This is a genomic window from Brevundimonas bullata (assembly GCF_003350205.1).
GTDB classification, from domain to species: domain Bacteria; phylum Pseudomonadota; class Alphaproteobacteria; order Caulobacterales; family Caulobacteraceae; genus Brevundimonas; species Brevundimonas bullata.
In genome coordinates, this window is sequence record NZ_QLLC01000027.1 from 1 (window position 1) to 18,580 (window position 18,580).

The window sequence follows — 18,580 nt, forward strand, 5'->3', positions numbered from 1 at the left end:
CCTTCAGACCATGACGCTTGAGGCGTCGCCCCAAGACCTAAGTCTCCAGCGTGCGAGCGCCAAAGCTCCTGCCTACACCCCCACCCAACCCTCCCCCCTCGAGGGGGAGGGCTTCGGAAGAGTCTGCGTATGACCCGCCAAGACCGTATCGCCGCCCTGCACGCGGCGGCCAAGGAACGCGTCCTGGTCCTCGACGGGTCCTGGGGCGTCATGATCCAGCGACGCGGGCTGGAGGAGGCTGACTTCCGCGGCGACCGCTTCGTCGCGGCCAACGGCTATGATGAAAAGCATCAGATGAAGGGGAACAACGACATCCTCTGCATCACCCGCCCCGACATCATTTCCGACCTGCATGACCAGTATTACGGCGCGGGCGCGGACATCAGCGAGACCAACACCTTCTCCGGCACGGTGCTGGCCCAGGACGACTACCACCTGGACGCCCAGGCCGTCTGGGACATCAATCTGGAAGGCGCCCGGCTGGCCCGCGCCGCCGCCGACCGCTGGACCGCCAAGGAGCCGCACAAGCCGCGCTTCGCCGCCGGCTCCATCGGCCCGCTGACCAAGATGCTGTCCATGTCGTCGGACGTGAACGATCCCGGCGCGCGGAGCGTGACCTTCGATCAGGTCTATGAGGCCTATCGTCATCAGGTGAAGGCCCTGAACGAGGGCGGCGTCGACCTCTATCTGATCGAAACCATCACCGACACGCTGAACTGCAAGGCCTGTATCAAGGCCATCAAGGACCTTGAGGACGAGGGCCTGCCCGCCCTGCCCATCTGGATTTCCGGCACCATCACCGACCGTTCGGGTCGGACGCTGAGCGGCCAGACCGCCGAAGCCTTCTGGAACAGCGTGCGCCACGCCAAACCGTTTGCGGTGGGCTTCAACTGCGCCCTCGGCGCCGACCTGATGCGCCCCTTCATCGCCGAACTGAGCCGCGTCGCCGACACCCTGGTCGCCGCCTATCCCAACGCGGGTCTGCCCAACGCCATGGGCCAGTACGATGAACAGCCGCACGAAACCGCCCACTTCATCGAGGAATGGGCCGCCTCGGGCCTGGTCAACATTGTCGGCGGCTGCTGCGGCACCACCCCCGACCACATCAGGCACGTCGCCGAAGAAGTCGCCCCGCTGAAGCCGCGCCAAATCCCTGAACGCCCGGTGGCTATGCGCCTGTCGGGGCTGGAACCCTTCGAGCTGGTGGCCTGAAATGTGGGTATCACAGACATACTTGGCAAACGTCGAGCCAGGGCAGGGCTGCTTCGTCTATTACCTCTTCGAGGATTACTCTCGAGAGCAAACTGAAATTACCAAAAAAGCAACAAACAGGCTTAGGGAATTCGGTAAAAGATTCGGAAATGACGCTGCATTTTTTGCGCCGGACGAAGACTGCCTAACGCGCATCAGTGATGAACTTAGATCGACCTTCACCCAAGCATGGTGGGAACTAAGCGGAAAGCTTCCCGGACTAATGGTCGCGCGCAGCCAACTGATTGATTTCAAACCAGGCGATGAATTTCTGTACCTCCCTATCGGGAAGACGGAAGCCGACATGGAACTTTCCTTCAAGCGGCTCTCAGAGGTTCTCCTTGAAGTTCGAGCATTGAGGCACGTGCCGCCAAAGCTACAACGCCCCCCCTCATTCATCGACGCTGTGTGGGACCGAGTAACGATCGAGCCCAGCTTCTTTGGCCTCAAGCTGCGATTGAAATCGCCGAAAAGAAACTGATGCGTCCTGTCTTCATCAACGTCGGCGAGCGGACCAACGTCACCGGCTCCGCCAAATTCCGCAAACTGGTGGTGGACGGCGACTACGCCGCCGCCCTCGACGTCGCGCGCCAGCAGGTCGAGGCCGGCGCCCAGATCATCGACATCAACATGGACGAGGGGCTGCTGGACGGCGCCGTCGCCATGCGCACCTTCCTCAACCTGATCGCCGCCGAGCCCGACATCGCCCGTGTGCCGGTGATGATCGACAGCTCCAAGTGGGAGGTCATCGAGGCGGGCCTGAAGTGCGTTCAGGGCAAGCCGATCGTCAACTCGATCTCGATGAAGGAAGGCGAGGCCGCCTTCCGCGAGCACGCGGTCAAATGCCTGCGCTACGGCGCCGCCGTCGTGGTCATGGCCTTCGACGAGGTGGGTCAGGCCGACACCGCCGCGCGCAAGATCGAAATCTGCACCCGCGCCTATAACATCCTGGTCAACGAGGTCGGTTTCCCGCCCGAGGACATCATCTTCGACCCCAACATCTTCGCCGTGGCGACGGGGATCGAGGAACATGACAACTACGCCGTCGACTTCATCGAGGCGGTCAAGGTCATCAAGGCCACCCTGCCCTACGCCCGGATCTCGGGCGGGGTGTCGAACGTCTCGTTCAGCTTCCGCGGCAACGAGCCGGTGCGCCGGGCCATCCACAGCGTCTTCCTCTACCACGCCATCAACGCCGGCATGGACATGGGCATCGTCAACGCTGGCGACCTGCCGGTCTATGACGACATCGACGCCGAACTGCGTGAGGCGGTCGAGGACGTGATCCTCAATCGGCCGCAGCGGACCAATGTATCCAACACCGAGCGGCTGGTGGATATGGCGCCCCGTTACAAGGGCGAAAAGGGCGCGGCGCGCGTCGTCGATCTGAAATGGCGCGAGCAGCCCGTCGCAGCCCGCATCGCCCACGCCCTGGTCCACGGCATCACCGAGTTCATCGAGGCCGACACCGAGGAGGCCCGCCTGTCGGTCGAGCGCCCCCTGCACGTCATCGAAGGTCCGCTGATGGACGGGATGAACGTGGTCGGCGACCTGTTCGGCTCGGGCAAGATGTTCCTGCCCCAGGTGGTCAAGTCGGCCCGCGTGATGAAGCAGGCCGTGGCCTGGCTGGAACCCTTCATGGAGGCGGAAAAGGCCGGCAAGCCGCGCGAGCAGGCGGGCCGCATCCTGATGGCCACGGTCAAGGGCGACGTCCACGACATCGGCAAGAACATCGTCGGCGTCGTGCTTCAGTGTAACAACTACGAGGTCATCGACCTAGGCGTCATGGTCCCCGCTGACCGCATCCTCGACGCCGCCATCGAGCACAAGGTCGACATCGTCGGCCTCAGCGGCCTGATCACCCCGTCGCTGGACGAGATGGTCTTCGTCGCGCGAGAGATGGAGCGCCGCGGCTTTGACATCCCCCTGCTGATCGGCGGGGCCACCACCAGCCGCACCCATACGGCGGTGAAGATCGAGCCCGGCTATCGCAAGGGTTCGACCACCTATGTCATCGACGCCAGCCGCGCCGTCGGCGTGGTCTCGGGCCTGCTGTCGCCTACCGAAAAGGCCAAGAACGAGGCCGCGACGCGCGACGAATACATCCGCATCCGCGAACAGTATGCGCGCGGCCAGGAGGTGAAGGCCCGCGCCACGCTCCAGCAGGCGCGCGACAACCGCTTCAACGTCGATCCGACCGCGCCCATGCCCGGCAAGCCGTCGTTTATCGGCGTGCGGGCGTTTGACGCCTGGGACCTGGCCGATCTGGCCGACCACATCGACTGGACGCCCTTCTTCGCCAGCTGGGAGTTGATCGGCCGCTATCCGCTGATCCTCGAAGACGAGATCGTCGGCGAGGCGGCGCAGGATCTGTTCAAGGACGCGCAGGCCATGCTGAAGCGGATCATCGACGAGAAGTGGTTCACGGCGAAAGGCGTCGTCGGTTTCTGGCCCGCTCAGGCCGTGGGCGACGACATCGCCGTCTATGCCGACGAGAGCCGGGCCGAAGAGATCGCCCGCTTCCACACCCTGCGCCAGCAAATCAAGAAGTCGAACGGCAAGCCCAACCTGGCCCTGTCGGACTTCATCGCGGAAGAAGGCCAGGATTATGTCGGCGCCTTCGCCGTCACGGCGGGTCACGGCGAGCTGGAAATCGCCAAGACGTTCAAGGACGCCGGCGACGACTATTCCTCGATCATGGCCACGGCCCTGGCCGACCGCCTGGCCGAAGCCTTCGCCGAGGCCCTGCACAAGAAGGTGCGGACCGAGCTTTGGGGCTATGCCTCAGACGAAGCCACGACCACGCAGGACTTGATCGAAGAGAAGTACCAGGGCATCCGCCCCGCCCCCGGCTATCCGGCCCAGCCCGACCACACGGAAAAAGCCACCCTGTTCCGCCTGCTGGACGCCGGAAACAATGCCGGCATGGCCCTGACCGAAAGCTACGCCATGACGCCCCCGGCGTCCGTCAGCGGCCTCTACTTCGGCCACCCCGGCAGCCATTATTTCGGCGTCGGCAAGATCGACCGCGACCAGATCGAGGACTACGCCCGCCGCAAGGGCTGGGACATCGAGACCGCGGAACGCTGGCTGTCTCCTATCCTGAACTATGATCCGGGTGCCATCAAGCGCGACACGGCGGCCTGACAAAGGCCACGAACAATAGGGCGGCAACCACAAATTCATCTCGAGCCGCAAACCGTTTCAGGGCATTTAGACCTGCGAAACATTAGGCCACAGATTTATAGTCTAGTTTTCCAGATCGAACTTGAGTGATTCACTATCCTTGCTTTTGAGCGATAAGTTGAGGACGGCGCAGATTTGATCTGACGGATTTCGAGCAGCCTGACCCAGCCCTTGCTTCCGAACAAGCCGCGCAGGGTGCGAACTGCATCATCTGGAAATGACCGGCGCGCCGTGGGCGGACATCCCGGATTACTATGGGCCGCACGACGTTCGTAAATCACTTCAATCGCGAACGTATCATCGACTTCTGGCTGCCGTTTCAATAGCTCATGGCGGCGAAATCTAGGTGTTCGCCCGTCGTCCATCCGCGTGCATCAGCAAACCGCCAACGCCAAAAAGAAGACCGATCCGGTTGCATGGGTCGTTCGCACGGCAGCCTGACGACTAATATCCACGCCCTGGTCGGTGCTAACAGTCTACGGATCGCACTCAAGCTGATCCAAGGCCAAGTTCACGACGGATGCTCCGGCCCAAGTCATACTGGACACGTTAAGGGCCGGGCGACATCATTCACAGCATCCGCAAAAGAAAGGGCGGCAGATCGAAAGATCTGCCGCCCCAACTCAATAACCTTCTAGACTTTAGAAGGCGTAACGGAGACCAAAGCGGATGCTCCGCGGCGCTTGATAGGAACGCGCCATCCCGTAATAGGGCGAGCGCGCAGTCATTACGTTCCCCGAAGTACGGATCAGACCCTGCTCGACAACACGGGTGGCCGTGTCGCCATCGAACAGGTTGAACACGTCAACAGAGGCCGTGAGCTTGCCAGAAGGCGAATCCATCACGGTGTAGGCGATGTTCAGATCAACCTGATAGGTCCAGTCAGTTTCACCCTGCGAACCGCGCGGCGTTTGGATTGAAGCGTTATTCTCACCAAACGGGCAGTACCAACCCGACGGAGTTCCCACTTGAGGAGCGAGCGGGTCGACCGAGAGCGGCACACGTCCAATGCAGCCATATTTGCGACCGGATTGAGCCGTGAAGCTAGCACCGATGTTGAAACCATCAGCAGGCATCCAGTTACCATACGCCTTGAAAGTATGGGCATGGTGATTTGGCAGATAGCCATACGAGCCAAGCTGATTGGCGACGTGGTCGTAGTCTTGGGTCAGAGAGGTATCAGTTTGACCGATGTCAGACTTCACAGCGCCTTCATAGTTCCCCTTGGATTGAGCAAGAGTATAAGAACCCGCCAGGCCCCAAACACCATCAAACTCACGGCGGAAGGTGAACTCAAGCGCCTTGTAAGTGCGCTCAACCTCATCAAAGCCCAAGTCTTCTGCGGTCAGATTGATCGTCTGCGGATTATAGGCTGGGTTAGCGACGCCTGCTGCATCCGTACGCGTATCGCCTTCCAGATCGATGAAGACAGTTGCGCCATCACCCGGGTTGAACAAGACGTAGGGGAACAGAGAAGCGAAGTCGGCGTCACCCGGTCCCGATTGACCGCAGGCGGTGTTGGTCCGAACGCAGTAGCGAACGATCGCATCCCCGATAGCGGTGTCTTCAATCGCGCTTTCGAGATTCCGATAGATACCACGCACCCCAACCGACCAGTCAGCAAACCGACCATCGATGAAGCTGTGCTCATATCCCAGGATGAACTCGCGCTCATACATAGGCTTCAGGTCAGCTTCGGTGACCGCTCGCGGATCCGGTGCACCAGGAGGGCTCAGGTAATCCAGTTGGAGCAGCGACCCATATGTCGGATAGCCATTTGCATCGAGGACGACGTTGCCGGAACCATCACGTGTCGGCCCGGTGTAATAGGCGTCGGTATAGATTTCGCCGGAAGACGCGCGGATGGAGGTATTAGTAGCGATGGGGAGATAATAATCGCCTATTGAACCATAAACCCGGTCCACTTTATTGCCGAAGGGATCCCAGTTGAAACCAAGGCGAGGAGCCCATTGATCCTTCAGGTCGATGTAAGCTTCCCCATCGACATTGTTATAGGTGTACTGATCATTACGGACACCCAACTGAACGCTGAAGTTATCCGTGATGTCCCACGAGTCCTGAATGTAGAAAGCGGACTGTTCTGCGGTGAAAACACCATTATTGGCGAAGGTCACAATGTTGAGGCAGCCTTGCCCCGCCGCCGCAATCCCGGCGCACTGAGCAGCAGTCAGAACATTATAAAGCGCTCCGCCCGAATAAGCGCTCTCTGCGCTGCTCGTCAGATCTTCACGGTCATAGCCGACACGAACGTGATGATCCCCAAACAGATTGAAGTAGAAATCTGCATCAACACGATAGGTTTCACGAATGTCTTCGCCAGCATCCGAATAAAGAGGATCAGTAATGCCCGTCAGTCCTGCACCAGTCGTCGCGCTATAGGTACGAGTCTGGCTTTCCGTCGTTGATTCATCGTTCAGGAACGTCGCTTCGATACGATGGTTCGGGTTGATGACGAAGTCGAGCTTCAGGCCCCAACGAGGGTCATCATACGACGATATGGCCTGGCTATAGTTAGCGCCTGGCGTGATAGCTCCCGTGGCCTGATTATAGGCGAAAGCGCGTGAATAGGCACCCTCAGACTTCACATCACGTACGTTGTACGTACCGAAGAAGAAGAGATGGTCTTTAATGATCGGACCGCCCAGGAAGGCCGTGTAGTCGGCAACTTCGCTGTACGAGTACTGGTTGTAGACCTCTGTACCAGCAGAATTGTTGCCGCCTTGAGTGTACGACGTGCCACGCGAAGCACGAAGTTTATCGGGCGTATAGAAAACGCTTAAACCACCCGTGAACTCATTGGTACCCGAACGGGTCACGATGTTAACCACGCCGCCCGTGCCGCGACCGAATTCAGCCTGATAGCCACCCGTCTTGGTTTCAATCGTCTGGATGAACTCGAACGGTACTTCGCCGTAACCCAGGAAGCTGCGCTGGTCGGTGACGTTCAAGCCGTTGATATAGTAAACGCTTTCAGCGGCCGAGGTGCCCGACAGGGACACCAAGCCCTGATTACGACGCGAACTAGCGCCAATCGAAGCGTCTGGAGCGCTCGCGCCCGGTGTGAACAGAGTCACTGCGTTGATGCTGCGCCCAACCGGCACGCGCTCAGCGAGGTCTTGAACGCTGACGGTCAAGCCAGTGTCTGTAGCATTGAAGTCTTGAACGCGACGAGCGGTAACAACCACGTCGGACAATTCGGTAGCATCCGAAGAACCAGCCGCGCGCAGAGTAAAGGCATAGGACGCGCCACCGGGCGCAACCGTCGCGCGCTGCGTCGACGTATCATAGCCAGACTGACTGATAGTGATCTCGTAGTTGCCGATCGCAAGGGCGGGCATCCGGAACGAGCCGTTGGCGTCAGTCGTCGCCGTTCGCACGGTGCCTTGCGCGGAGGTAGCGGAAACCGCTGCACCCGCTATCGGAGCGCCAGAACCATCAGTGACGTTCCCGGTGAGCACGCCGCTGGTGTAGTCCTGCGCAACCGCTGCCGAGGGCGCTGCGAGCATGGTGGCTGAAACAGCCGTGAGCGCCATGAGCGCGGTGCCGCCGATCATCGTCGACTGCAATAAGCGCTGGCGAATAGTCCTAATGTTCAAAATCAATCCTCCTAGTAGCTGCGAACCATGCTGGAGCTTCGCCAATGCGGGTTAACAGCCACAGCTATCGAAAGCCCCCATGCTCACGACTAGGATATCGTAGCGACGTCATCGCCAGATCGCACTGAAATTACTTAGTAACAACATTTTCGGCTTCGTATTGTCGCATGATCGCCACAGTTATAGCTAAACTGCTGCAATTGCTGACATATTTTGGATATAGAATTATGAAATCCCTCAATCATGCCACATTTGTCGCCGGCCAGATCACCCACGACGACTTGAGCGCCGCCGCCGAGGCCAATGTGAAGGTCCTGGTGAATCACCGGACGCCCGGCGAGGAGCTCGGCCAGCCGTCGTCGGAGAACATAGTGGCGATGGCTGCGGACGCGGGCATGCGGTACCTCGAAATCCCTGTGGCCGGCATCCCCAGCCACGAGGCTGCGGTCCTTACTCTGGAAGCCATGGACAGCCTTGAGCCGGGCGAACGGATTCTGATGTTCTGTCGGTCCGGGATGCGTTCGACCGCCGCCTGGGCCATGGCGGAACGTCTTCGCGGCGCGGACGCTGATGATCTGCGCGCGCAGGCTCTGGCCGCCGGCTACGACCTCAGCCGCCTGCCGCTCTAAAACCAGAAAAGCCGCAGTTCGGATCACGGCGACGGCGTCTGATGCGTTACAAGCGTTGAAAGCTAGGTCGGGGCCGGTCCGACCGCTGCCGCTCGCCGAGGACGTTCGCCCGTGATCCCCTATGTCCGCCAGTTCGACTTCACCTATGGCCGTCGCGATCAGGTTTCGCCGCTGATCCAGCGGGTCATCGCCGACAATCCGGGGCCTTTCACCTTTACAGGCACCGGGACCTACATCGTCGGGCGCGACATGCCGGGCGCCCGCGTGGCGGTTATTGATCCCGGCCCCGAGGACGAGGCGCATCTGCACGCCCTGCTGCGGGCGCTGAAGGGGCGGACGGTCAGCCATATCCTGGTGACGCACACCCACCGCGACCACGCGCCGCTGTCGCGCGCCCTGGCCGAGGCGGTCGGCGGCGCCCCCATCCTGGCGGCGAAGCCGCACGGGCCGACGGTCCACGCCTCGGATCAGATGGACCAGGCCGCGATGGACGAGGATGACGACGCCGACTTCAAAGCCGACGTCATCCTGAGCGACGGCGACAGGACCGAGGGCGACGGCTGGACGCTGGAAGCCATGGCCACGCCGGGCCATGCGTCGAACCACATGGCTTTCGCCCTGCGCGAGGAGAACGCCCTGTTCAGCGGCGACCACGTTATGGGCTGGTCCACCACGGTCGTCGCCCCGCCTGACGGCGACATGACCGCCTATATGGACAGTCTGGACCGGGTGCTGGCGCGCGGCTTCTCGACCCTGTGGCCGACGCACGGCCCGGCCATCACCCAGGTCGCGCCCTTCCTGAAGGCTTATCGCCACCACCGGCTGGAGCGCGAGGCCCAGATCATGGCGCGTCTGGCGGCGGGCGACGAGACCATCGCCGAGATGGTCCCGGCCCTCTACGCCGCCGTCGATCCGCGCCTGTGGCCGGCGGCCAGCCTGTCAGTCCTGGCCCACCTGATCGCCCTGGTCGACAGGGGTCTTGTCGCCGCGACGCCGCAGCCGGTCCTTGAGGCGCGTTACCGCATCCTTTGACCCCGCGCCGCAGCTGGCGCGGACCGCGGCCCACTCGGAGGGCGTCAGGGCCGGAGCGCCAGCCTTTTCGTAGGCCCGCGCCCGTTGGGCCCGCCGGGCGGAGTCCGGGTGGGTCGAGACGAATTCGGCGGCGGTCGCCAGTCGCTTGTCCTCGCCCTCGCCGTGCATCCGCGCGAAGAAGGGCGCCATGCCCTGCGACGACATCCCTGCGGCGGTCAGCAGCGCCTGGCCTCGCTCATCCGCCTCCAGCTCCGCCTCGCGGCCATAGCGCAGGTCGGTCGCCTGCCCGGCCAAAAGCACCGCCTGCTGCCCTGCTCCCGTGCCGCCGCCGACCACGGCGTCCAGCAAGAGGCCGACGCCCAGGCTGCGCCAGACCGCCTGCATGACGTGGCGCTTCTCGATATGGGCGACTTCGTGGGCCACGACCGCAGCCAGTTCGTCCGGCGTCTCGGCCTCCCGGATCAGGTCGTCCGTGACAAGGACGGACCCGCCCGGCAGGGCGAAGGCATTGACGAAGGGGGCCTGAACCGCGCGCACGCGCACGTCGAACGACGTGTCGGACTGCATCGACAGCCGCGTGCCCAATTCGTCCAGCACGCCCTGCCCCGCCTCGCCCTCGCAGCGACGGAACATGGCGCCCATCTGGGCGTCGAAGCTGCGGCCCATGTCCTTTTCCATCTGGATGGGGGTCGCTCGCGCCAGCGGCCCGGCGAAGACCGGCACGCCCCAGAAGACAAAGGCCGTGACCGACAGGCCGGCCGCCGCCAAACCCGCCACCAGACGAAACTCTCTGACCCGACCGCGCTTCTCCACGGCGACCGCCGCCGATCCGCCCAGGGCGAGCCAGTCGGCCTCGGTCAGCACCAGACGCGCGTCAGGATCGGACGGATGCGACAGCCGGGCCTGATCGCCTTCGCGCACCACCTTCAGCCCGACTTGCGGCCAGAACCGAGCCTGGCCGCCCTCTGCGGCGAAGCGCAGGCCGTCGTCGATCCACGCGACCTCGACCGTCGAGGGGCGGGCGCTCAGCCCGTCGTGGAACCGCCCCTTCATGGTCAGATGGCCGAGAAGCCGAAGGCGTCGGCCAGGCCTTCACCCGACCCCGGCCCCCTGCCCGCCTGCCGCGCCAGATCCAGATGCGCCAGGCCCGCCGAGGTCAGCCGCGACACCATGAAATGGGCCGTGCGCGCCTGCACCCAGGGGGTCAGAAAGCCGAGCGACAGCAGCAGAGCCGCCATGTTCGACACCGTCAGCCACCACAGCGGCATCGCCTTGACGTCCAGATGGAAGCCAGCACCGTCCAGCGTCACGCCTGCGCTGATCGAACGCAACATGGCGGCGTGGAAGGGCGACCAGATCAGCAGGAAGAGCGGCGCCAGGACCAGCATCATTCCATAGATCCCCAGGGTGAAGCCCAGGCCGGGCGGCTGCCCTTCCGGCGCGTCCATCATGCCAAGGGCGGCGAAAAGGCCGACCATCCCGATAACGAAGACCAGATAGCCGACCAAGGTGCCGACCCAACCCAGGGCATACCAGCCGTAGACGCTGACCTTTTCCGCCCGCGCCATGCGGAAACGGATACGGCGGTCGCCAAAGCGAAGCTCGTCCCACAGTTTTTCCGCCAGCCCGCGCTGCGCCACGGGCCAGAACCAGCCCATCGTCAGCCCGCTGAGGAACAGAGCGCCAAGGTATTTGAAGCCGTAGCTTCGCGCCGAGCCGCCCAGTCGAAAACGCACCCCGCGCCAGGTCGTACGGCTGGCCATGTAGCGAAAGGCGGTGAAAAGACCGAAGCCCCAAAGCCAGAAGAGGCCAAAATAGAGGATCGGATAAAGGACCGCGATCATCGCCGGTCCGCCGAACTGGATCGCGAACACCGTCAGCAGCATCGGCAGACCCAGGGCCACCAGGGCCAGCAGGAAGCCGATGAACAGCTCCTTGCCTCGCCCGGTGTATTCAAAGGCGTCGCCGTTCAGCCGCACGCCCTGCCAGACCCGGCGCCGCACCTCGGTCTTTCCCCAGAAGCGGTAGAGGGTCAGGGTGACGATGTTCAGCAGACCGTTGCGCAGGCTCAGACCCAGGAAGCGCTTCGGCTGCAAGGTCGACTGGAAGCGCAGGACCTCCCCCGCCTCGAAATCCTGGGGATAGACCCCATGCAGCGGCCCCAGACCGTCATTGATCGGCCCGCCATCCAGCGTTGCGTCTGTCATCTAACCCCCCGGTTTTCCTGATCTTACCGGAGCGCGGACGAACAATGCAATCTCAGGATTGCGGCGTCAGCCCCATAACGACCGTGCGCGCCAGGCGGCAGGCCTCGTCGCCGACCTTGACGCCTTCACGCTGGGCCACGCGCACGTCGGTGCGGCCTGGGCGAATGCGGATGGCGGCGTCATAGGTGAGGCCGAACCAAAAGCCTTCCTGGGCCCCGTCTGCACGGAAGGGCGCCGCGCCGCGTACGGTGAAGCCCGCTGCGGACAGCGCCGCCGCCGCCGTTTCCGGCGCAACCTGACGGGGAACTGAAACCAGACCGGGACAGGCGACGGATGCGCCGCCGCTCCCTGCGACGCCCTGGCCGCCACGCATCGCCAGAACAGCCCGCGAGAAGGCCGGCGCCTCGGCGACGTCGCTGGTCACGTCGTTGTCGGCCGGAACCGCAAAGCGTCGCTCCTGAACCAGAAACAAAGCCACGGTCGCCCCCGCCACGACCAGCGACACCGCCGCATAAAGCCCCCCCCGCCGCATGTCCTTCAGCGCGATGATGACCGCGACCAGCGCCGCCGCCAGGCCTGCGAAGGCCAGGATGCGGCCGATCTTCAGCGTAAGAACGCCCAGGCCGAACTCGGCGCCCCACAGACCAAACCGGGTGCCGAAGACGGCGATCAGCACCAGAATCGGCGCCGCAAACGCCGCCAGCGTCAGCCAGCGCAAACGGATTTCGACCGTTCGCGCCTGGGATGGTTCAGCCATGCGGCCCTCCTGAAAGATCAGCCTGCGGTCGGCAGACGATAGTCCTTCATCTGCTCGCGCAGCAGCTTCTTGTCGATCTTGCCCGTGGCGCCCAGCGGAATGTCAGCCAGGAAGACCACGTCGTCGGGCATCCACCACTTGGCGATCTTGCCGACCAGGAAGTCGAGATGCTCCTGCTTGTCCTCGGCCTCGCCTTCCTTGAGCTTGATCAGCAGGACCGGGCGCTCGTCCCATTTCGGATGGGCCGAGCCGATAACCGCGGCCAGGGCGACCTTGGGATGGCCGACCGCCAGGTTCTCGATCTCGATGGAGCTGATCCACTCGCCCCCGGACTTGATGACGTCCTTGGCGCGGTCGGTGATCTGCATGAAGCCGTGATCGTCGATGGTCGAGACGTCGCCGGTGTCGAAGAAGCCTTCGTTGTCCAGGATCTCGCCGCCCTCATCGCGGAAATAGGCGCGGGCGATGGTCGGCCCCTTGATCATCAGACGGCCATAGGTCGAGCCGTCGTGCGGCATGTCCTGACCCGCGTAGTTCTTCAGCTTCAGCTCGACGCCCAGCGGCGGCGTGCCCTGCTTGACGCGCCACTTCAACTGCTCCTCGAACGGCAGGGCGGCCAGTTCCGGCGTCATGTTCGACAGGGTGCCGATGGGCGAGGTCTCGGTCATGCCCCAGCCTTGCAGCACCTCGACCCCGAACTCGTCGTGGAAGGCGCGGATCATGCTCTCCGGCACGGCGGCGCCGCCGATCAGCACGCGCTTGACCGTCGAGAGCTTCAGATTGTTCTCGCGCAGGTGGTTCAACAGCCCCTGCCAGACCGTCGGCACGGCGGCCGAGAAGGTGACGCCCTCGGTCTCCAGCAGTTCATAGATGGCCGGGCCGTCCATGCGCGCGCCCGGCATGACCAGCTTGGACCCCGCCGCCGGCCCGCCGAAGGCGATGCCCCAGGCGTTGGCGTGGAACATGGGCACCACCGGCAGGATCACTTCCTTGGGCGTGGCGCCCAGGACCGTCGACTGCAACCCCAGCAGGGTATGGATGAAGTTCGAGCGATGCGAATAGAGGACGCCCTTGGGGTTCCCCGTCGTGCCGGAGGTGTAGCAGAGGCCGCAGGCCGTGTTCTCCTCGAACCCGCCCCACTCCACGTCTTCCGACGACTGCTCCAGCACGGTCTCATAGCATTCGACCACCGGCAGCTTGGTCTGCGGCATGTGGTCGGCGTCGGTCATGATGACGACGCGCTCGACCGACGGACAATGCGGCAGGATGGCGTCCAGCAGCGGCACGAAAGTCAGGTCGACGAAGATGATCCGGTCGGCGGCGTGGTTGATAATATAGACCAGCTGTTCCGGGAAAAGGCGCGGGTTCAGCGTGTGGCACACCGCGCCGATGCCCATGATGCCGTACCAGGCCTCGATGTGGTCGGCGGTGTTCCAGGCCAGGGTGGCGATGCGGTCGCCGGGCTGCACGTTCCAGGCCTTCAGCGCATTCGACACCCGCTTGGCCCGCCCATGAATGGCGCCATAGGTGGTGCGCTCGATCGGCCCCTCGACGGATCGCGTCACGACCTCGCGGTTCGGGTGCCAGTTCTTGGCGTGATCGAGAATCTTGTCGACCGTCAGCGGCCAGTCCTGCATCAATCCCAGCATCGCATTCCCTCGTCTTGCGCCCTCTGTGCGTGGCGCTTTCAAGGGACGCTATCTATGTGATCGACGATAAGCAACGGCGCCGTTAGGGAAACAAAGCCGCATACTAAGAGGCCATATTTCGCGTAGGCCATCGCTAAACTCTCACTTCACGGCGGGTTGCCGCCGCCCATGCTGTTGGCCCGATGCTCCTCACCCTTGACGCAATGAGCATGAACAACCAATGCTATTTGAGGTCATGTGGGAGGAACTTTGGTGATCACATCGCGTCTTGTCGCTATTTGCGGCGCCCTATTGGTCTCATTAACGAGCGGCTCCTTATTGGTTCCCACCGCTCCAACGCACGCTCAGTCCAGAGAGGATCAGATCCGTGGTGACGCAGCGCGCAGACAACAAGTCGACAACTTGCTATGGGCAAACCGGCGTGAACGCGCCCAGCACGGCCTCAGCCCCGAGGATGTGGTGACGGCTGCACGAACTCAAATCGCGCTGACCGATACAGCCTGCGAAGTCACCGATGCAAAGTTCCTGGGCGAAACCCCAGACAAGACATCGTTATATGAAGTCGCCTGCGCCGATGGACCGGGCTATATAATTCAGTCCAAAACACCACCGTCAGTTACCGACTGCATCATTTTGGCTGCCTCTGCTCAGGCACTACGCGCACAAGATCCAACTGCAGAGGTAGGGTCGCAATGCGAGCTGCCTGGAAACACTGATATTCTAGGTGCAATTAAGAGCTATGCTCAACACGCTGACGTCGACTGCATCGTAGACCAAGGCAAAGTGCTGGGTGCGGACGGCGATACCGTAATCTACGAAGTCGGCTGTCAGGGGACCCAAGGCTTCTGGATACGCAAGACGGGCCCAGACTGGAGCAAGACAGCCTGCATTCAGGTCGTGGCCGAAAACGCTGCCTGCGAGTTTACAACGCCAGCGGAGATCGCGACCTCGGCGAAGGCCTTGCTCGCGGGAACGGATGCCGCAGCCTGTGATGTCACCCAGGCTCGCCTGATGGGCCAAAATCCGACCGGCATGTATTATGAGGTTAAATGCGCAACTGAAGGTGAAGGCTTCATCGCTCGGGTTCAAAATAGCGTCACGAACCGCGTCTATCCTTGCGCCACCGCCCAGCAAATCGGAGGGGGGTGCATCTTGACTCAGGCCCCAGCAACTCCTGCGCCTGAATCGGAATAGCAGGACCTCGCTTCGAACTCAGGGCCGCTGGAGCAATTCTGCGGCCCGTTAGTTTTAGGTCATCTCTTTTCCGAAATCGTGACGCAGGCTACATCTCCGGCGCAAACGCGAGGACACCTGATCAAGGGGGCCGGCGACGCACGGAGCCCCCCTCATGACCATCCTCATCGCCATCACCGGAGGTTCCGGCTCCGGCAAGAGCACCCTGGCCGAGGCCTTGGTCTCCTCCCTGCCCGCCGGGGTCGCGGTGCTGATGCGCGAGGACTCCTATTATCTGGACGCGGCCAGCGTGCCGGGCTTTGACGCCGAAACCCACGATTTCGACGACGTCGCCGCGCGCGACCATGATCTGCTGGTCGAGCACCTGTCAGAGTTGAAGGCCGGACGCCCCGTCGTCGCCCCTCTCTATTCCTTCCTTCACCACGGACGCGATCCGGGCGGCGAGCCGATCCCCGCCGCCGAGGTGGTGATCCTGGAAGGCACCCACGTCCTGTGCACCCCGGCGCTGACGGCCCTGTTCGACATCAAGGTCTTCGTCGACACTCCGGCCGACATCCGCTTCATCCGCCGCCTGCTGCGCGACCAGACCGAGCGCGGCCGCACCGCCGAATCCGTCATTCACCAGTATCTGCTGACGGTCCGCCCTGGCCACGAGCGGCTGACGGAACCCTCGCGCACCCATGCCGACTTCATCGTCGCCGACGCCACAGCGGCGGTGCGGCTGGAAGATCCGCAGGCGGTCATTCGGCTGGCCGCGCCGGTTCTGGCTCACCCCCTGCTAGAATCTTGGCATCGTTGATGATTTGCATTTGCAGACCGTCGTTACTTGTTGCAATCAAGGCAATATAAAGGCACGTTAGCCATACTCTTTCCGGGTATGCACCGATGACCACGCCGGTCCACGACTTCGACGACCCTCGACGCGCCGCCATCGTGCGACAAGCGAGACTGCATTTCATCTCAGAGGGCTACGCTGGCACCCGTATGGAGCCGATAGCCCGAGAGTCAGGGGTATCGACGGCCACCCTCTACGCCTTCTTCGACAGCAAGGCGGTCCTGTTCGAAGCGGTCATCGACAACGCCTCGGAAGACTTCGCCCGTCACATGGCGGCGGTGCATACGACCTCAGGCTCGCCGCGAGAGCGCCTGACAGAGTTCATCGGCGGCTATGCCGAGTTCATGAGCAACAGCTTCGTCCGCTCGGTGTTCCGGCTGGTTCTGGCTGAACGCCCGCGCTTCGAGGCCATCGCCATGCGCTTCTTCGAGCGTGGACGTAACGACTTCGGCGCCATCCTGATGGGCATGCTGACCGAAATGACCGAGGCAGGGCAGTTGAAGGTCGAAAAGCCGTCCTGGGCGGCTGGCCAACTGATGGGCATGATTGAGCACCCGGTCTTCTTCGTGCCCCTGGTGACGGGCGACGACGTCCTGGCCGAACGGACGCCGCGCGCCATCGCCGAGGACGCGGTCGAGACCTTCCTGGCCCGCTACGCCGTCTAGCGCCGACTACGGCCAGAGACGGGTGCGCTTCCAGGCGTCGCCGTCGCGCTCGAACCGAAGCCGGTCGTGCAGACGGAAGGCCCGGTCGCGCCAGAACTCGATCTGCTGCGGCACGACCCGCCAGCCCGTCCAGCGGTCGGGACGCGGCACGTCCTGCCCTTCAAAGCTCGCCGTCTTCTCGGCCACGCGCGTTTCCAGCATGGCCCGGCTGTCCAGCGGTCGCGACTGGTCCGACGCCCAGGCGCCGATGCGGCTCTCGCGCGCCCGGCTGGCGAAATAGGCGTCGGCCTCGGCCGCGCTGACCTGCTCCACGACGCCGCGCACCCGCACCTGACGGCGCAGGCTCTTCCAATGGAAGACCAGGGCCGCCGACGGCTGGGCCCACAACTGCTCGCCCTTGGCGCTCTCCTGATTGGAGAAGAAGGTGAAGCCGCGCGCATCCACATCCTTCAGCAGAACGATCCGCGCATCCGGCATCCCCTCGGCGTCGATGGTCGCCAAGGTCATGGCGTTGGCGTCGTTCGGCTCGGACGCCTTGGCCGCTTCCAGCCACTCGACAAACAGGCCAAAGGGCTCGGCGCGCTCGAACATGGTCTCGTCTGCATTGGCCGCCAGTTGCGCGGCATAGTCTTGAGCAGACGGGCTGGGCGGGATCACGGACTGGGTCATGGACGATTCTCTACACCCGCATTTCCCCTACGTCATCAGCCGTGGACTAGGGTGCGACACCAAGCTTCACCATAAACTGAATTTGCCGCTTCAATCGACAGGGTTAACCCCGTCTTGACCATATTGGTCCGAGGCTGGCGACCATGTACGCGGACGCTCTCACCCTCGAAAACGCCAAGTCGCTCTTGGGCCTGACCGGCCCGGTGGGCGCCGAGGGCCTGACGGCGGCGTTTCGCGCGGCGGTCAAGGCCGCCCGCCCCGATGCGCCCGGCGGCGACGCCGAGACCTTCCGCCGCGTCATCGCCGCCTACCGCCTGTTGCAGGCCCAGACCCTGGCCCTGCCCGCACCCGCCGGTCACGCGCGACCGAAGCCTTTCACGCCGCCGCCCCCGCCCGCGCCCCTGCTGGTCCTGACGCCGATGCAGGCGATCAGCGGCGGCTGCGTCCGCATGGTCGTCGGCGCCCGCACCCTGCTGGTTCACGCCCCGCCGGGCGTGCGGACCGGCGACAAGATCCGTCTGAAGGGCGGCGGCCCGAACGGCGCCGACGCCCTGCTGCCCGTGCTGATCCGCCCCGCCGACGGCCTATCGGTGCTCGGCGGCGACCTGTTCATGACTTGGGCCGTGCCGCAGCGGATGATGGACGACGGCGGCCGCATCGAGATCATGACCCACGCCGGGCTGCGTTCGTCCTGGCTGGTCCCCGACATGGTCGAGCCGGTGCGTCTGCGGCTGAAGGGCCTGGGCCTGCCCGCACGCGGAAACCGCCCGGCCGGCGACCTGTTCGTCAAGCTGGAGGCCTCGGCCGACCTGCCCTCGGCGGCCGAAGACCTGCTGCTTCGCTTCACGCGGGTCTGGACGCCACAGCGCATCGCGGCCTAAGCGGTAAG

General features: G+C 63.4%; 15 protein-coding genes. 9 read left to right on the plus strand and 6 right to left on the minus strand.

The features are described 5' to 3' along the window. Nucleotides 1-129 precede the first annotated feature (129 nt). From DXK21_RS12430 to metH, 3 genes are read left to right on the plus strand one after another with little or no spacing between them, the layout of a single operon-like run. The gene (locus tag DXK21_RS12430) at nt 130-1,212 is read left to right on the plus strand and encodes a homocysteine S-methyltransferase family protein (protein ID WP_114818100.1); all 1,083 of its coding nucleotides are present in this window, start codon (nt 130-132) and stop codon (nt 1,210-1,212) included. Between the two features lie 22 nt (nt 1,213-1,234). Next, on the plus strand, nt 1,235-1,732 hold the full coding sequence (locus tag DXK21_RS16565; RefSeq protein WP_162790664.1) for a hypothetical protein: 498 nt from the start codon (nt 1,235-1,237) through the stop codon (nt 1,730-1,732). Further along, entirely contained in the window at nt 1,732-4,398 is a 2,667-nt protein-coding gene (gene metH / locus DXK21_RS12440; protein WP_114818102.1) for a methionine synthase, read from the plus strand. Before DXK21_RS16565 ends, metH begins: the two co-directional genes overlap by 1 nt. 680 nt (nt 4,399-5,078) lie before the next feature. Here metH and DXK21_RS12445 read toward each other — a convergent pair. Next, nucleotides 5,079-8,012, minus strand: a complete 2,934-nt coding sequence (locus DXK21_RS12445; protein WP_162790665.1) for a TonB-dependent receptor — start codon at nt 8,010-8,012, stop codon at nt 5,079-5,081. A 269-nt stretch (nt 8,013-8,281) separates the two neighbouring features. Between DXK21_RS12445 and DXK21_RS12450 the strand changes: the two genes are divergently transcribed. Together DXK21_RS12450 and DXK21_RS12455 are read left to right on the plus strand one after the other, a co-directional pair. Continuing rightward, nucleotides 8,282-8,683 carry a protein tyrosine phosphatase family protein gene (locus DXK21_RS12450; RefSeq protein WP_162790666.1) on the plus strand — a complete coding sequence of 134 codons (402 nt, stop codon included), beginning with the start codon at nt 8,282-8,284 and terminating at the stop codon, nt 8,681-8,683. Nucleotides 8,684-8,794: 111 nt separating this feature from the next. Next, nucleotides 8,795-9,715 (plus strand): MBL fold metallo-hydrolase, encoded by a 921-nt coding sequence (locus DXK21_RS12455; RefSeq protein ID WP_114818105.1) that lies wholly within the window; start codon nt 8,795-8,797, stop codon nt 9,713-9,715. On the opposite strand, the gene DXK21_RS12460 is transcribed toward DXK21_RS12455, so the two are convergent. Genes DXK21_RS12460 through DXK21_RS12475 form a run of 4 tightly spaced genes read right to left on the minus strand, consistent with a single transcriptional unit; the run spans nt 9,623 to nt 14,328 of the window. Continuing rightward, nucleotides 9,623-10,768 carry a M48 family metallopeptidase gene (locus DXK21_RS12460; RefSeq protein ID WP_114818106.1) on the minus strand — a complete coding sequence of 382 codons (1,146 nt, stop codon included), beginning with the start codon at nt 10,766-10,768 and terminating at the stop codon, nt 9,623-9,625. The genes DXK21_RS12455 and DXK21_RS12460 overlap by 93 nt on opposite strands. A gap of 2 nt (nt 10,769-10,770) precedes the next feature. After that, nucleotides 10,771-11,922, minus strand: a complete 1,152-nt coding sequence (locus tag DXK21_RS12465) for a YjgN family protein (protein ID WP_114818107.1) — start codon at nt 11,920-11,922, stop codon at nt 10,771-10,773. A gap of 52 nt (nt 11,923-11,974) precedes the next feature. Continuing rightward, nucleotides 11,975-12,679 (minus strand): DUF1499 domain-containing protein, encoded by a 705-nt coding sequence (locus DXK21_RS12470; protein ID WP_114818108.1) that lies wholly within the window; start codon nt 12,677-12,679, stop codon nt 11,975-11,977. Between the two features lie 17 nt (nt 12,680-12,696). Continuing rightward, nucleotides 12,697-14,328: a long-chain-fatty-acid--CoA ligase gene (locus DXK21_RS12475; protein WP_114818109.1), complete on the minus strand. Its 1,632-nt coding sequence runs from the start codon at nt 14,326-14,328 to the stop codon at nt 12,697-12,699. 252 nt (nt 14,329-14,580) lie between these two features. On the opposite strand from DXK21_RS12475, the gene DXK21_RS12480 reads away from it, so the two are divergent. The 3 genes from DXK21_RS12480 to DXK21_RS12490 all read left to right on the plus strand — a co-directional run bounded on the left by DXK21_RS12480 (nt 14,581) and on the right by DXK21_RS12490 (nt 17,022). Next, nucleotides 14,581-15,522, plus strand: coding sequence for a hypothetical protein (locus tag DXK21_RS12480; RefSeq protein WP_245945215.1), 942 nt, complete (start codon nt 14,581-14,583; stop codon nt 15,520-15,522). Between the two features lie 154 nt (nt 15,523-15,676). Next, nucleotides 15,677-16,321 (plus strand): uridine kinase, encoded by a 645-nt coding sequence (udk, locus tag DXK21_RS12485; protein ID WP_114818110.1) that lies wholly within the window; start codon nt 15,677-15,679, stop codon nt 16,319-16,321. Between the two features lie 86 nt (nt 16,322-16,407). Next, complete coding sequence (locus tag DXK21_RS12490; RefSeq protein ID WP_114818111.1) at nt 16,408-17,022, plus strand: TetR/AcrR family transcriptional regulator; 615 nt, start codon at nt 16,408-16,410, stop codon at nt 17,020-17,022. A 6-nt stretch (nt 17,023-17,028) separates the two neighbouring features. Here DXK21_RS12490 and pdxH read toward each other — a convergent pair whose 3' ends face one another. Then, the gene (gene pdxH / locus DXK21_RS12495) at nt 17,029-17,691 is read right to left on the minus strand and encodes a pyridoxamine 5'-phosphate oxidase (protein ID WP_114818112.1); all 663 of its coding nucleotides are present in this window, start codon (nt 17,689-17,691) and stop codon (nt 17,029-17,031) included. A 143-nt stretch (nt 17,692-17,834) separates the two neighbouring features. Between pdxH and DXK21_RS12500 the strand changes: the two genes are divergently transcribed. Then, entirely contained in the window at nt 17,835-18,572 is a 738-nt protein-coding gene (locus DXK21_RS12500; protein ID WP_114818113.1) for a DnaJ C-terminal domain-containing protein, read from the plus strand. The last annotated feature ends 8 nt before the right edge of the window (nt 18,573-18,580 follow it).